This is a genomic window from Inquilinus ginsengisoli (genome assembly GCF_031453975.1).
GTDB classification, from domain to species: domain Bacteria; phylum Pseudomonadota; class Alphaproteobacteria; order DSM-16000; family Inquilinaceae; genus Inquilinus; species Inquilinus ginsengisoli_A.
Map to the genome: position 1 here is coordinate 51,287 of NZ_JAVDPW010000010.1, position 15,019 is coordinate 66,305.

The window sequence follows — 15,019 nt, forward strand, 5'->3', positions numbered from 1 at the left end:
GCGGCCGGGTTAGTACGAGAAGGGATACAGCTTCCACCAGGCCTTGATCTGGCGCCAGCGATGGGCCAGCCCGTCCGGCTCGAAGATCAGGAACAGGATGATGGCGACGCCGACCGCCATCTCCTTCAGGAAGTTGATGCCGACCCGCAGGTCGAGCGTCTTGTACAGCCAGGTGCCGCGGATCAGCCGCACCAGCCAGTCCATCACATCGGGCAGCGACACCATGAAGATGGTGCCCAGGATCGACCCCATGATCGAGCCGAGCCCGCCGATGATGACCATGCCGAGGAACTCGATCGATTTGAGGATGGTGAACTCCTCGACCGAGACCACCTGCAGGTAATGGGCGTAGAGGGCGCCGCCGACCCCGGCGTAGAAGGCGGCGATGCCGAAGGACAGCACCCGGTACTTGGTCAGGTTGATGCCCATGATCTCGGCGGCGAGGTAGTGGTCGCGCACCGCCACGAAGGCGCGGCCGTCGCGCGAGCGCATCAGGTTGGTCGCGGCCAGGAACAGCAGCACCGCCCAGAACAGCACGACGTAGAAGTAGTTGATGCGGTCGACCTCCCGGCCGAACAGCATCACCGGGGCGGCGGTGGCGCCGGCGACGCCGCCGGTGAACCAGCCGGCGCGGGCGAAGAAATCCTCGAGGATGACCTGGGCGGCGAGGGTGGCGATGGCGAGGTACAGGCCCTTGATCCGCGCCGCCGGGATGCCGAACACCAGCCCGACCCCCGCGGTCAGGATCCCGGCCAGCGGGATGCAGAAGAAGACGGGGATGCCGGTGGTGCGGTTCAGCCAGGCCGAGGCGAAGGCGCCGAAGCCGAAGAACACGGCATGGCCGATCGAGATCTGGCCGGTGAAGCCGACCAGGATGTTGAGGCCCAGCGCCGCGACCGCGAGGTAACCGATCTCGATGAAGCTGTCGATCCAGCCCTTGGACAGCCAGCCGAGCTGCACCGCGATCGGCGAGGCCGCCAGCAGCAGCAGGATGACGATGACGCTGCGCCGGCTGAAGGCGTCGGCGAAGATGGTGGTGTCGGCGCCGTAGCTGGTGCGGAAGTCGCCGCAGGGGCGGGCATAGGCGTTGGCCATCACATCCGCTCGATGTCTTTGGTGCCGAACAGGCCGTAGGGCTTGATCATCAGGATCACGATCAGGACGTAGAAGGGGGCGATCTTCAGCATGTTGCCCCAGCCCAGGACCGTGACGTCGAGCCAGTGGGCGAAATGCTCGAGGATGCCGATGATCAGCCCGCCCACCACCGCGCCGACCACGCTGTCCAGCCCGCCCAGGATCACCGCCGGGAACACCTTGATGCCGAAGCCGGACAAGGCGGAGGACACGCCGTTGACCACCCCGACCACGATGCCGGCCACCGACGACACCATGGCCGAGATCGCCCAGGCCATGGCGAACACCTGCTTGACCGAGATGCCCATCGACTGCGCCACCTGCTGGTCGAAGGCGGTGGCGCGCATCGCCAGCCCCATGCGCGAGAATTTGAAGAACCAGGCGAAGCCGCCCATGATGAACAGGCTGATCGCCATCGACAGGATGTAGACCGTCTGCACCTGCAGCCCGAGGATGTTGACCGACTGGGTCTCGAAGATCGGCGGGAAGGGCTGGGCCGAGACGCCGAAGATCCAGGCCATCATCGGCTGGAAGATCAGCGACAACCCGATCGTCACCATGATGACGGAGATCACCGGCTGCCCGATCATCGGCCGCAGCACCACCAGCTGCAGCAGGATGCCGAACACCAGCATGAACACCAGGGTGATGGCGAAGCCGATCACGAAGGGCACCTGGTACTTGGTCAGCACCCACCAGCAGATCCAGGCGCCAATCAGCAGGAACTCGCCCTGGGCGAAGTTCACCACCCGGCTGGCCTTGTAGATCAGCACGAAGGACATGGCGACCACGCCGTACAGCGTGCCGACGATGACGCCGTTGACCAGCAGCTGCAGCAGGAAGGAGAGGTTCATCGGCTCACTCCGCCGCGTGGCGCTGGCCGGGCCGGCCGGGCGCGAGGTCGACCACCTTCAGCGTGGTCCGGATCCGCTGCTTCGTGCCGTCCTGGAAGGCGATGGTGGTGTCGACCGGGATCGCCGGGTCGCCGCGATACACCGCGTCGATGATGTCGCCGTATTTCTCGCCGATCACGCCGCGCCGCACCTTGCGGGTGCGGGTCAGTTCGCCGTCATCGGCGTCCAGCTCCTTGTACAAGAGCAGGAAGCGGCGGATGCGCTGGGCCTCGGGCAGCCCGGCATTCACCGTCTCGACCTCGCGGCGCAGCAGGGCATAGACCTCGTCGCGGCCCGACAGGTCGGTGTAGGTGGTGAAGGAAATCCGCTTCTTCTCCGCCCATTTCGACACGATCGGGAAGCGGATGCAGATGATCGCGGCTAGGTCCAGCCGGCCATGGCCCAGGATCACCGCCTCGCCGACGAAGGGCGAAAATTTCAGCTTGTTCTCGATGTGCTGCGGGCTGAAGCGGTCGCCGCCGCTGGTGACGGCGAGGTCCTTCAGCCGGTCGATGACCACGAGATGGCCGCGGGCGTCGACATAGCCGGCATCGCCGGTGGCCAGCCAGCCGTCGCGCAGGTCCGCGGTCGACGCCGCCTCGTTGCGGTAGTAGCCCAGGAACATGTTGGGGTGGCGGGTGACGATCTCGCCGACGCCGTTGGGGTCCGGCGCGTCGATCCGCAGCTCGACCGTCTCGTCGAAGGCGACGCCGACCGTGTCGAAATCGACATCGTCGGCGGCGTGGATGGTGTAGGCGCCCAGCAGCTCGGTCTGGCCGTAGAGCTGGCGCAGCGGCACGCCCATGGCGAGGAAGAAGCGGAAGGTGTCAGGCCCCAACGCGGCGCCGCCGGTCGCGGCCGAGCGCAGCCGCGAGAAGCCCAGCCGGTCGCGCAGGGCGGCGAACAGCAGCAGCTTCGAAAGCGGTGATTTTCGCTTCCGATCAAGTGCTTTCAGTCCGATCTTCATTCCGAGGTCGAACAGCCGGCGCTTGAGCACGGAGGCATCCATCATCCGGCTGCGGACATCGGCGGCCAGCCCCTCCCACACCCGCGGCGCCAGCAGCACGAAGCTGGGCCCGATCTCGCGGAAATCGGCCCAGGTGGTGCTCTGCTCCTCGACGAAGTTCACCACCATCCGGCATTGCAGCGCTTTGCCGAAGACGTAGACCTGCTCCATGATCCAGGACAGCGGCAGCACCGAGACGTATTCGTCCTTCGGCCCCTTGGGGTCGACCGCGAGGTAGCTGGCGCTGTGCCGGATCAGCGAACCGGCCGACAGCATCGCCAGCTTGGGGTGGGCGGTGGTGCCGGAGGTGGTGCACAGCACCGCGACGTCGTCTCCGCGCGTCGCCGCCACCATGCGGTCGTACAGGCCGGGCTCGGCGGCCTCCAGCGCGGCGCCGCCGGCGATGAAGGCCTCGACCGGCAGCAGCCGCGGGTCGTCGTATTTCCGCATGCCGCGCGGGTCGGTGTAGACGATGTGGCGCAGGCTGGGGATGCGGTCGCCCAGCGCCAGCAGCTTGTCGACCTGCTCCTCATCCTCGGCCAGCACCAGGGCGATGCCGGCATGGTCGATCAGGTAGGCGACCTCCTCGTCCAGCGCGTCGCGGTACAGGCCCAGGCTCATGGCGCCGGCGGCGTGGGTGGCGATCTCACCGGCCACCCAGTCCGGCCGGTTGTCGCCGATCAGCCCGACCACGGCGCCCGGCCCGATGCCCAGGGCGCGCAGGGCCAGGGCAAGGTCGCGCACCCGGGCGTGGAAGCCGGCCCAGCTGATCTCGCGCCAGATGCCGAAATCCTTCTCGCGCAGCGCCACCGCATCCGGCCACTGCGCCGCGTTGCGGGCGACCAGCTTGGGGAAGGTGTCGAGTGGGGCGTCGGTCAAGCCGCCGCCTCCTCGTCGACTTCGCCGAGATAGGCGCGGCGGACATGGGGGTCGGCCAGCACCGCCTCGGGCTCGCCCTCGGCGATCTTGCGGCCGAAATCCAGCACCATGACCCGGTGCGAGATGTCCATCACCACGCCCATGTCGTGCTCGATCATGATCACCGTCATGCCCCATTCGGCGTTGAGGTCGACGATGAAGCGGGCCATGTCCTCCTTCTCCTCGAGGTTCATGCCGGCCATCGGCTCGTCCAGCAGGATCAGGTCGGGCCGCAGCGCGATGGCGCGGGCCAGCTCGACCCGCTTGCGCAGGCCGTAGGACAGGGTGCCGGCCAGGGCGCGGCGGACATGCTGGATCTCGAGGAAATCGATGATCTCCTCGACCGCGCGGCGGTGGCTCAGCTCCTCCTGCCGGGCGCCGCCCAGCCACCACAGCGCCCCGGTCAGGACGTTGTTCTTCAGCAGGTGGTGGCGCCCGACCATGATGTTGTCCAGCACCGACATGTGGGCGAACAGCGCCAGGTTCTGGAAGGTGCGGCCGAGGCCGAGCTCGGCCCGGGCGCTGGGCTTCAGCCGGGTGATGTCGCGGCCCTTGTAGAGGATGCGCCCCGCGGTCGGGCTGTAGCGGCCGGAGATGCAGTTGACCATCGAGGTCTTGCCGGCGCCGTTCGGGCCGATGATCGAGAACAGCTCGCCGCGCCGGACGGTGAAGCCGACCTCGGTCAGCGCCTTCACCCCGCCGAAGGCGAGGCTGACCGCATCGGCGGTCAGCAGCGCGTCATCCGATGGGGCCCCTGCGGTCCCGGCCTGCATGTCTCTCCCCCCTGAGCCCAATCGACCGGGCGCACCGTCTGCCGGGTGCTTCCCGGGCGGATCGTGTCGAGACAATCCGCCGCACCGCAGTGTCGCGGATGCAGCCGGAAAAACGCAAGCCGGTAAAAGCTGTTAGGGATGGGCGCTGGTCGAGGGGCTGCGCGCTGGCCTCGCGTCCCCGGGGTAGCGCTCCCCCCCTTCGTCATTGCGAGGAGGCGAAGCCGACGAAGCAATCCATGCCAGGCGTCGACGTGGATTGCTTCGCTGCGCTCGCAATGACGGTGAGGGTGAGCTGGCCTGATAAACACAATGCGCATTGTGTTAACTGGCTCATCTCGTTCATGATGTGTTCTATGGAAAAGGCACCAGAAGACCTCGACATCCAGGCCTACTGCCGCCGCCTCGCGCTGCAGCAGGTGGAGATGCTTACCCGCCTCGCCGAGATGAGCATGCAGCTGGGGGATGACGAGGGCGCCCGCCCCCTCGCTGCCGAGGCCCAGGCCGCCCGGGCGAGAGCCGCCGGCTCGAAGGCCGACGAGGCCGCGGCGGTGGCGGCCAGGGCTGGGCCGAGCACGCGGCGCCCGGCCCGGTCGGCGGGCAGCCCGGCGGAGATCCAGGCGATCCGGGCCAAGCGCCGGAAGGCGGTGACCGCCGCGGTCGAGCGGGACTTTGCGAAATACGCCGATCCCGCCCTGATCCCGGCCCTTCGGGCCGGGCTGGCGGTGCGGCTACAGGAGCCCGATGTGGTCGAGATGCTCGACACCGAGACCATCGCCGTCGCCACCGCCGCCGACCGCCTCTGCCGGTCCCTCGGGCTCGGCTTCAAGATCTACAAGCCGGACGCCCCGGACACCGAGTGACGGATGGGCCGGGCCGCCACGCGCTCACAGCATCCCGATCGCGGCGTCGCCGATCGCGTGGTCGTCCTCGGCGCCCGCCCCGGCGATGCCGAGCGCGCCGGCCACCGCCCCGGCGTCGCGCCAGGGGAAGCCGCCGGGCTGCACCAGCATCTCCGGCAGGCCGGCCAGCAGCGCCGCCTCGACCGGGTCGCGGGCGAGGCGCAGGGCGACGCCGCGGGTCGGCTCGGCGAAATGCACCGCCGCCGCGGCGCGGCGCTGGGCGATGGCCAGCGTCAGATGGTCGGCGCCGTCCATCCGCGCCGCCGCCACGATGTGGCCGCCGCGGTCGATCACAACCGCCGCGATCCGCCGGCCGCGCGCCGCCGCATCGGCCACCGCGCGGGATAGGACGGCCTGGGCTTCCTCGAGGGCAGGGGCGAAGTCGGACATGAAAGGCTCCGGGACAGGAGAGTATCGAGAGAACAGCAACAACCGCTCCTCACTTTGTCATGCCACGGCTTGACCGTGGCATCCAGGGCCGGCCAGAGCGGCTCTTTGTGGCCCCAGGATTGCCCGGTCAAGCCGGGCAATGACATTAAAAGTTGAGACCTGTGCCTCATTCTCAACCTGGAAAGCTCAACCGGACAGTCCTGGACTTGATCCGGCCATGACGGACAGGGGACAGGCACCGCGAAACAATCGTACGCGACGCCCCTTGATCCCGCGGCCGGTTGCGGCCACGCTGTTGCCATGAGCTTCACACTGAACGCCGACCAGGACGCCATCCGCGATGCCGCGCGCGCCTTTGCCGTGGAGCAGATGGCCCCCCACGCCGCCCGCTGGGACGAGGAGCAGATCTTCCCGGTCGACACGCTGCGCCAGGCCGCGGCGCTGGGCTTCGCCGGCCTCTATTGCGGCGAGGCCCATGGCGGCAGCGGGCTGACCCGCCGCGACGCCGCCATCGTGTTCGAGGAGCTGTCGGCCGCCTGCGTCTCCACCGCCGCCTACATCTCGATCCACAACATGGTCGGCTGGATGATCGACAGCTTCGGGTCGGAGGAGTTGAAGGCCCGCTTCCTGCCGACGCTGATGACCATGGAGCGCTTCGCCAGCTACTGCCTGACGGAACCCGGCTCCGGCTCCGACGCCGCGTCGCTGCGCACCCGGGCGGTGCGGGACGGCGACCACTATGTGCTGAACGGCTCCAAGGCCTTCATCTCCGGCGGGTCGACCTCCGACGTCTATGTCGTGATGGTGCGGACCGGGGAGGCGGGGCCGAAGGGCATCTCGGCGGTGATCGTCGAGAAGGGCACGCCCGGCCTGTCCTTCGGCAAGAAGGAGAAGAAGCTGGGCTGGAACAGCCAGGTCACCACCGCGGTGATCTTCGAGGATTGCCGCGTCCCGGTCGCCAACCGGCTGGGCGAGGAGGGGCAGGGCTTCACCTTCGCCATGAAGGGGCTGGATGGCGGCCGGGTCAACATCGGCGCCTGCTCGGTCGGCGGCGCCCGCGCCTGCCTGGAGGCGGCGCGCAGCCACATGCTGCAGCGCAGCCAGTTCGGCCGCAAGATCGCCGAATTCCAGGCGCTGCAGTTCAAGCTGGCCGACATGGCGATCGACCTCGATGCCGCCCGGCTGATGATCCACCGCGCCGCGGATTCGCTCGACCGCCGCGACCCGGACGCGACCCAGCATTGCGCCATGGCCAAGCGCTTCGCCACCGACGCCGGCTTCCGGATCTGCAACGATGCGCTGCAGCTGCATGGCGGCTACGGCTACATCAAGGAGTATCCGGTGGAGCGCTTCCTGCGCGACGTCCGCGTCAACCAGATCCTGGAAGGCACCAACGAGATCATGTGCCTGATCGTGGCCCGGCGCCTGCTGGCGGAATGAGGGCGGCCGAGTGAGCAAGGGATGACCGACGAGATCCTGTTCGACCGCGAGGGGCCGATCGCCATCGTCACCCTGAACCGGCCGAAGGCGCTGAACGCGCTGACGCTGGGGATGTGCCGGGCGCTGCTGCCGAAGATCGCGGAATGGACCGACGATCCGTATCTGCACGCCGTGGTGGTGCGCGGCGCCGGCGACCGCGCCTTCTGCGCCGGCGGCGACATCCGCGCGGTCTACGACCTCGGCCCCGCCGCGGCCAAGGCGGCGCTGACCGGCGATCCCGAGGCGGATTTCTTCCGCACCGAGTACCGGCTGAACCACGCCATCCACCATTTCCCCAAGCCCTGGATCGCGCTGCTCGACGGCGTCACCATGGGCGGCGGACTCGGCCTGTCGGTGCATGGCTCGCACCGGGTGACGACCGAGAAGGCGATGTGCGCCATGCCGGAATGCGGCATCGGCCTGTTCCCGGACATCGGCGGCGGCTGGTTCCTGTCGCGCTGCCCGGGCGAGACCGGCACCTATCTGGCGCTGACCGGCGCCCGGCTGCACGCCGCCGACCTGCTGTACACCCGGCTGGCGACGCATCATGTCGCCTCGGCCCGGATCGACGATTTGGTTGCGGCATTGGCCGATGCCGCGTGGATCGGCAATGGCGGGCTGGTGGCGGAATCGGTGCTGCAGGACTTCGCCGCCGATCCCGGTGCGGCCGCCCTGCCGCCGTTGCGCCCGGTGATCGACGCCTGCTTCCGCCATGACACGGTGGAGGAGATCCTGGCCGCCCTGGACGCCGAGGGCGGCGACTGGGCCACGGCCGCGGCGGCGCAGATCCGGGCGGGGTCGCCGACCAGCCTGAAGGTCACGCTGCGCCAGATGCGCCAGGGCAAGACCATGCCCTATGACGCGGTGGCGGCGATGGAGTTCCGCATGGTCCACCGCTTCCTGTCCGCGCCGGATGTGTTCGAGGGCATCCGGGCCCAGCTGGTCGACAAGACCCGCGACCCGAAATGGCGGCCGGCGATGCTGGATGCGGTCGACGAGGCCGATGTCGCCGCCTACTTCCAGCCGCTGCCCGGCCCCGAGCTGACCTTCGACTGAACGAGATAGGCGGGCGGTCCACGCCCGGTGTGAGGAGACCCCGATGTCGCTGCGTATCGCCTTTCTCGGGCTCGGCCATATGGGCCGGCCGATGGCGCTGAACCTGCTCAAGGCCGGGCACCAGGTGACCGGCTACGATCCGGTGGACGCCGTCCGCGCGGCGGTGGCGAAGGAGGGGATCGACGCCAAGCCTTCGATCGCCGCGGCGGTGGACGAGGCGCAGGTGGTGATCAGCATGCTGCCGACCGGCGCCCATGCCCGCGAGGCCTATCTCGGCGCCGACGGCGTCTGCGTCAACGCGCCCGCCGGCGGGCTGCTGATCGACTGCTCGACCATCGACGTCGACAGCGCCCGCGCCATCGAGAGGGAGGTGACGGGCCGCGGCTTCGCCATGGTCGATGCCCCGGTCTCGGGCGGCACCGGCGGCGCCACGGCCGGCACCCTGACCTTCATGGTCGGCGGCGCGGACGACGCCTTCGCCCGCGCCGATCCGGTGCTGCAGGCGATGGGCAAGACCATCGTCCACACCGGCGGCCCCGGCACCGGCCAGGCGGCGAAGATCTGCAACAACATGGTGCTCGGCATCTCGATGATCGCGGTGTCGGAGGCCTTCGCCCTGGCCGACAAGCTGGGGCTGGAGCGCCAGGCGCTGTTCGACGTGGCGTCCAAGAGCTCCGGCCAGTGCTGGTCGCTGACCACCTACTGCCCGGTGCCCGGGCCGGTGCCGACCTCGCCGGCCAACCGCGACTACGCGGCCGGCTTCACCGCGGCGATGATGCTGAAGGATCTGCGCCTGTCGCAATCCGCGGCCCAGGCCGCCGGCGCTGCCACGCCGCTGGGCGCCGCGGCGGCCGCGCTTTACACCTTGTTTGTGAACGAAGGTCAGAAAGATACTGATTTCTCTGGAATCTTCAAGATGATCGCCGGCGAATAGCGATCGGTCCGACCCGGTCGGCACAGGATTGACCCGACGCGGCGGTGTCGGCCGATGCCGGAACCCAAACCGCCGCGCATCTGTTACGATCGCGCAGCAGCGGCTTCGGCCCGTGTTTCGTGCCGTGGAGCCCAAGCCGGATCAGAACCGCCGGAATGTCGGGGGAGGGCGTGACCCGAGAGTGCCGTCAATGCGGCCACAGAAGGATGGGTCATGCGGATTCGCGTCGGATTTGATCTGGTCTATGACTGCCCGCAGCCGACGCCGATGCTGGTGATGCTGCGGATCCATCCGTCGCGCGACGCGGATGTGACCACGCCCGACCTGCTGCGCACCGACCCGGCCGTGCCGATCGAGACCTATGTCGACAGCTTCGGCAACCGCTGCGGCCGGGTGCTGGCGCCGGCGGGCAAGATCCGCTTCTCCACCGACGCGATCGTGCTGGACAGCGGCCTGACCGAGCCGGTGGTGCCGGAGGCGGCGGAGATCCCGGTGCCGGCGCTGCCCGAGGACAGCCTGGTGTTCCTGCTCGGCAGCCGCTACTGCCAGACCGACCTGATGTCCGAGACCGCGTGGAAGCTGTTCGGCACGGGCCCGACCGGCTGGGCCAAGGTGCAGGCGATCTGCGACTTCGTGCATGAGCATGTGCGCTTCGGCTACGACCATGCGCGGCCGACCAAATCGGCCTGGGACGTGTATGAGGAGCGGACCGGCGTGTGCCGCGACTTCGCGCATCTCGCCATCACGCTGTGCCGCTGCATGAACATCCCGGCGCGCTACTGCACCGGCTATCTCGGCGATATCGGCCTGCCGCCGGACCCGGCGCCGATGGATTTCAGCGCCTGGTTCGAGGCCTATCTCGGCGGCCGCTGGTACACCTTCGACGCCCGCCACAACAAGCCCCGCATCGGCCGGGTGCTGATGGCCCGCGGGCGCGACGCGGCGGATGTCGCGCTCAGCAACAGCTTCGGCATGACCACGCTGGCCGGCTTCAAGGTGTGGTCGGAGGAGGTCACGGGCTGGACGCGGGACCCGGCCGAGGACGCCTGACGGCGATCAGTCCCAGTCGGCGACCTTGCCGGCCGTGAGCCCGTCGCCGGACAGCAGATGGGCGAGCAGGCGGTCGGCGGCGGCGTCCGGCGCCGGCTGGCTGCCCTGGGGCTCCCCGGGGAAGCCCTGCTCGCGCAGGCGGCTGGTCATCGGGCCGGGATGGAACAGCGCAACCCGCAGCTCGGTCTTCGCCGTCTCCGCCGCATACAGCCCGGCCAGGGTGTCCAGCCCGGCCTTGGCCACGGCATAGGCGTTCCAATAGGCGATGCCGGTCCGCGCGATCCGGTCGGTGACGAAGACCGCGCGCGGCGCGGCGGCGGCCCGCAGCAGCGCGTCGGCCGAGCGGATCAGCCGGTAGTTGGCGGTCAGGTTGAGGTCCAGCACCTGGGCCCAGACCTTGGCGTCGCTGTAGGCGACCGGGCCGAGATGGCCGAGCATCGCGGCGCTGCCGACCAGGATGTCGAGCTTGCCGAAGCGCTGGGCCAGCGACCCGCCGAGCAGGTCGATCTGCTCGAACTTCGACAGGTCCATCGGCACCAGCGTGGCGCTGCCGCCCACCGCCTTGATCGCGTCGTCGGTCTCTTCCAGCCCGCCGACGGTGCGGGCGGCGCAGACGACATGGGCGCCGGCGCCGGCCAGCCGGACCGCGACCGCGGCGCCGAAGCCGCGCGACGCCCCGGTGACGAGCGCGATCCGCCCCTCCAGGGGCCTCGTGGTCTCGGTCATCGGCTCAGGTGCGCTCGGAGAGGGAGGAGCTGCGGCGCGGCGCCGCCTCGTTGTCGGTCAGCGGCGTCGGGTAGTCGCCGGTGAAGCAGGCGTCGCAGAACTGGCGGGCATTGCCGGCCCGCTTCGGCGCGCCCATCGCCCGGTACAGCCCGTCGATCGAGATGAAGGCCAGGCTGTCGACGCCGATCAGCTCGGTCATCTGTTCGACCGAATAGTTGTGCGCCAGCAGCTTCGACTTCTCCGGCGTGTCGACGCCGTAGAAGCAGGGGTTGGTGGTCGGCGGGCTGGAGATCCGCATATGGACCTCCTTGGCGCCGGCCGCGCGCACCATCTTCACGATCTTCTGGCTGGTGGTGCCGCGCACGATCGAATCATCGACCAGCACCACCCGGCGGCCTTCGATCATCGCCCGGTTGGCGTTGTGCTTCAGGCGCACGCCGAGATGGCGGATCTGGTCGCTCGGCTCGATGAAGGTGCGGCCGACATAGTGGTTGCGGATGATGCCGAGCTCGAACGGCACGCCGCTCTGCGCCGCGAAACCGATGGCGGAAGGCACGCCCGAATCGGGCACCGGGATGACGACATCGGCCTCGACGGGCGATTCGATCGCCAGCTCGGAGCCGATCCGGCGGCGCGCCTGGTAGACCGAGGCGCCTTCGACCACGCTGTCGGGCCGGGAGAAGTAGACGTATTCGAAGATGCAGAAGCGGCGCTCGGCCGGTTGGAACGGCTTGATGCTGGTGACCTTGCCGCCCTGCAGCACCACCATCTCGCCCGGCTCGACGTCGCGGACGAACTCTGCGTCGATGATGTCCAGCGCGCAGGTCTCCGACGCCAGGACATGGCTGGTGCCGGACGCGGTCTCCAGCTTGCCCAGCACCAGCGGCCGGAAGCCCATCGGGTCGCGGATGCCGATGACATGCTCGGGCGCCAGGGCGATCAGCGAATAGGCCCCCTCGACCTGGCGCATCGCCTCGACCAGCCGGTCGATCACGTTGCCGCCGCGCGCGGTCGCCATCAGGTGCAGGAACACCTCGGTGTCCGAGGTCGACTGGAACAGGCAGCCGCGGCTGACCAGCTGGTGGCGCAGCCGGCCGGCATTGGTCAGGTTGCCGTTGTGAGCGATGGCGAAGCCGCCGAACTCGAAATCAGCGAACAGCGGCTGGACGTTGCGCAGGCCGGCGCCGCCGGTGGTGGCATAGCGGTCATGGCCGATCGCGGCGTTGCCCTTGAGCTGGCTGACGACCGAATGCGCCGAGAAGGTGTCGCCGACATGGCCGATGGCCCGGTGGGCGTGGAACTGCTCGCCGTCATAGGAGACGATGCCACAGGCTTCCTGGCCGCGATGCTGCAGGGCGTGCAGCCCGAGCGCGGTCATCGGCGCGGCCTCTGGATGGCCCATGATGCCGAAGATGCCGCACTCCTCCCGCAGCGTGTCGCCGTGGAGGTCGAAGGGGTCTGTCGTCAGCATGAAGCTGCGGTAGCTCCTGATCCTGGGCGCCATCGGCGCCATTCGGAACGTCTGGCGCCTATATAGTGTCAACCGCCACCGGTTGCACCCGCGTTCGACGGGGGGGCCGGATGCGTCTGTGTCGGGTGTGTCGGCGTCAGGGTCGGCGCGGCCGGCCGCGGTGCCGCCGGCTGGGCCGGTGCCGGCTGAGCCGGGGCGGGCGCGGGGGCCGGAGCTGCCGGCTGCTGCACCGGCTGGGCCGGCGCCGCCGGTGCTGCGGGCTGGCCCTGGTTCAGCAGGCTGCCGATCGGGTCGGTGATGGTCTGCGGCGTCAGCGGCCCGGCCTCCTGCTTCGCCTTGTCGAGGGCGCTGGCCACCATCTCCTGCGGCACCAGGCTCTTCAGGTAGTCCGAGCCGGCCTGGACCCAGGGCAGCATCCGGGCGTTCTCCAGCCACGGCGGCCGCTTGGTCTCGGGGAACACCCAGGTCAGCAGCAGGTAGCCCAGGCACACCAGCACGGCGCCGCGCAACAGCCCGAACAGGAAGCCCAGCGACCGGTCGACCGCGCTCAGCGCCGATCCCTTCACCACCTTCGCCAGCATGTGGCTGATGGTGGAGAAGATCACCAGCGCGACGATGAAGATGCCGACCCCGGTCAGGATGTCGGCCAGCAGCTGCATCTGGATGTACTGCCGCAGATAGGGCTTCGCGTCGCCATAGGTCCATAGCGTGACCAGGGCAGCGCCGACCCAGCCGGCGATCGACAGCACCTCGGCGACGAAGCCGCGCGCCAGCGCCAGGAAGGCGGAGATGGCGAGGATGATCAGGATCGCGATGTCGCCGGCGGCGATGGGAAGGCTATCCAGAATCACTCTCCTCGAAACTCTTGCGTCGGCCGGTGCCTGCTCCGCGCCCTTCCACGCCGAACAGGGCCACCAGCTCTTCGAGCCGGGCGAGGCCGCGGCGCTCGATCGGGATCGCGTCGCGGCCGGCGGGGCGGCCCCTCTTCGGGTGTCCTTGTGGCACGATCGCGGCGGTGAATCCAAGCTTCGCCGCTTCCTTCAGCCGGGCCTCGCTCTGCCCCACCGCGCGGATCTCGCCGGACAGGCCGATCTCGCCGAACACCACGGTCTCGCGCGGTACCGGCACGCCGGTCAGCGACGAGACCAGGGCTGCAGCCACCGCCAGGTCGGCCGCCGGCTCGGCGATGCGCAGGCCGCCGGCGACGTTGAGATAGACGTCGTTCATGCCGATGGCGACGCCGCAGCGCGCCTCCAAGACCGCCAACACCATGGCCAGGCGGGCGCTGTCCCAGCCGACCACGGCGCGGCGCGGGGTCCCCAGCGGCGAGGGCGCGACCAGGGCCTGGATCTCGACCAGCACCGGCCGGGTGCCCTCCAGCCCGGCGAACACCGCGGCGCCGGAGACGTCGCCGCTGCGGTCGGCCAGGAACAGCTCGGACGGGTTGGAGACCTCGGCCAGGCCGCCATCGGTCATCTCGAACACGCCGATCTCGTCGGTGGCGCCGAATCGGTTCTTCACCGCGCGCAGGATGCGGAACTGATGGCCGCGCTCGCCTTCGAAATACAGGACGCTGTCGACCATGTGCTCCAGCACCCGCGGGCCGGCGATGGCACCGTCCTTGGTGACATGGCCGACGATCAGCAGCGCGGCGCCGCGGCGCTTGGCATGGCGGATCAGCTCCGCCGCCGAGGCGCGGACCTGGGCCACGGTGCCCGGCGCGCTCTCCAGCGCATCCAGGAACATGGTCTGGATCGAATCGATCACCACCACCCGCGGCCCGTCCGGCCGGTCCATGGCGGCGATGATGTCGCGGACGTTGGAGGAGGCGGCGAGGCGGATCGGCGCGTCGGCCAAGCCCAGGCGCCGGGCCCGCATGCGGATCTGGTCGACCGCCTCCTCGCCCGAGACGTAGGCGCATTCGACGGTGCCGGCCAGGCGGCACAGCACCTGCAGCACCAGGGTCGACTTGCCGATGCCCGGGTCGCCGCCGATCAGGATGGCCGAGCCGGGGACGATGCCGCCGCCGCAGACCCGGTCGAACTCCTCATTGCCGCTGCGCCAGCGCGGCTCCTCGATGGTGGCGGCGGTCAGGTCGGTGAAGGCCAGGGCGCGGCCGGTCGCGGCGTTCTTGGCGCCGCCGAAGGCCTTGGGCGTGGCTTCGACCACCTCCTCGACCAGCGTGTTCCACTCGCCGCAGGATTCACAGCGCCCGGCCCAGCGGGGAAAGCTGGCGCCGCAGTTCTGGCAGATGTAGCGGGTGGTGTTCTTGGCCACGGGCCAACCTTAC

The 15,019-nt window shown here is 69.5% G+C and carries 14 protein-coding genes; 5 read left to right on the forward strand and 9 right to left on the reverse strand.

Annotation, left to right across the window (positions count from 1 at the left end):
- Positions 1-9 precede the first annotated feature (9 nt).
- Genes E9232_RS26455 through E9232_RS26470 form a run of 4 tightly spaced genes read right to left on the reverse strand, consistent with a single transcriptional unit; the run spans position 10 to position 4,724 of the window.
- Positions 10-1,095 (reverse strand): branched-chain amino acid ABC transporter permease, encoded by a 1,086-nt coding sequence (locus E9232_RS26455; RefSeq protein ID WP_309799195.1) that lies wholly within the window; start codon positions 1,093-1,095, stop codon positions 10-12.
- On the reverse strand, positions 1,095-1,988 hold the full coding sequence (locus tag E9232_RS26460) for a branched-chain amino acid ABC transporter permease (protein ID WP_309799197.1): 894 nt from the start codon (positions 1,986-1,988) through the stop codon (positions 1,095-1,097). The genes E9232_RS26455 and E9232_RS26460 overlap by 1 nt, the downstream gene beginning before the upstream one ends.
- Positions 1,989-1,992: 4 nt before the next feature.
- Complete coding sequence (locus E9232_RS26465; protein ID WP_309799198.1) at positions 1,993-3,912, reverse strand: long-chain fatty acid--CoA ligase; 1,920 nt, start codon at positions 3,910-3,912, stop codon at positions 1,993-1,995.
- The gene (locus E9232_RS26470) at positions 3,909-4,724 is read right to left on the reverse strand and encodes an ABC transporter ATP-binding protein (RefSeq protein ID WP_309799199.1); all 816 of its coding nucleotides are present in this window, start codon (positions 4,722-4,724) and stop codon (positions 3,909-3,911) included. Before E9232_RS26470 ends, E9232_RS26465 begins: the two co-directional genes overlap by 4 nt.
- Positions 4,725-5,077: 353 nt before the next feature.
- On the opposite strand from E9232_RS26470, the gene E9232_RS26475 reads away from it, so the two are divergent.
- Positions 5,078-5,584 (forward strand): hypothetical protein, encoded by a 507-nt coding sequence (locus E9232_RS26475; protein ID WP_309799201.1) that lies wholly within the window; start codon positions 5,078-5,080, stop codon positions 5,582-5,584.
- A 24-nt stretch (positions 5,585-5,608) separates the two neighbouring features.
- On the opposite strand, the gene E9232_RS26480 is transcribed toward E9232_RS26475, so the two are convergent.
- Positions 5,609-6,013: a heme-binding protein gene (locus tag E9232_RS26480; protein ID WP_309799203.1), complete on the reverse strand. Its 405-nt coding sequence runs from the start codon at positions 6,011-6,013 to the stop codon at positions 5,609-5,611.
- 300 nt (positions 6,014-6,313) lie between these two features.
- Between E9232_RS26480 and E9232_RS26485 the strand changes: the two genes are divergently transcribed.
- The 4 genes from E9232_RS26485 (at position 6,314) to E9232_RS26500 (ending at position 10,532) form a co-directional block, all read left to right on the forward strand.
- Complete coding sequence (locus E9232_RS26485) at positions 6,314-7,453, forward strand: acyl-CoA dehydrogenase family protein (RefSeq protein ID WP_309799205.1); 1,140 nt, start codon at positions 6,314-6,316, stop codon at positions 7,451-7,453.
- Between the two features lie 21 nt (positions 7,454-7,474).
- Entirely contained in the window at positions 7,475-8,548 is a 1,074-nt protein-coding gene (locus tag E9232_RS26490; protein ID WP_309799206.1) for an enoyl-CoA hydratase/isomerase family protein, read from the forward strand.
- A gap of 43 nt (positions 8,549-8,591) precedes the next feature.
- A complete protein-coding gene (gene mmsB, locus E9232_RS26495; protein ID WP_309799208.1) occupies positions 8,592-9,482 on the forward strand; it encodes a 3-hydroxyisobutyrate dehydrogenase in 891 nt (296 codons plus the stop codon).
- Positions 9,483-9,695: 213 nt separating this feature from the next.
- Positions 9,696-10,532 (forward strand): transglutaminase-like domain-containing protein, encoded by an 837-nt coding sequence (locus tag E9232_RS26500; protein ID WP_309799210.1) that lies wholly within the window; start codon positions 9,696-9,698, stop codon positions 10,530-10,532.
- Between the two features lie 6 nt (positions 10,533-10,538).
- Here E9232_RS26500 and E9232_RS26505 read toward each other — a convergent pair whose 3' ends face one another.
- The 4 genes from E9232_RS26505 to radA all read right to left on the reverse strand — a co-directional run bounded on the left by E9232_RS26505 (position 10,539) and on the right by radA (position 15,006).
- Positions 10,539-11,258 (reverse strand): SDR family NAD(P)-dependent oxidoreductase, encoded by a 720-nt coding sequence (locus E9232_RS26505; RefSeq protein WP_309799212.1) that lies wholly within the window; start codon positions 11,256-11,258, stop codon positions 10,539-10,541.
- Positions 11,259-11,262: 4 nt separating this feature from the next.
- Positions 11,263-12,729, reverse strand: a complete 1,467-nt coding sequence (gene purF, locus E9232_RS26510; RefSeq protein ID WP_309799765.1) for an amidophosphoribosyltransferase — start codon at positions 12,727-12,729, stop codon at positions 11,263-11,265.
- Between the two features lie 68 nt (positions 12,730-12,797).
- Positions 12,798-13,580 carry a CvpA family protein gene (locus tag E9232_RS26515; protein WP_309799214.1) on the reverse strand — a complete coding sequence of 261 codons (783 nt, stop codon included), beginning with the start codon at positions 13,578-13,580 and terminating at the stop codon, positions 12,798-12,800.
- Complete coding sequence (gene radA / locus E9232_RS26520) at positions 13,567-15,006, reverse strand: DNA repair protein RadA (protein ID WP_309799216.1); 1,440 nt, start codon at positions 15,004-15,006, stop codon at positions 13,567-13,569. Before radA ends, E9232_RS26515 begins: the two co-directional genes overlap by 14 nt.
- Between the last annotated feature and the right edge of the window lie 13 nt (positions 15,007-15,019).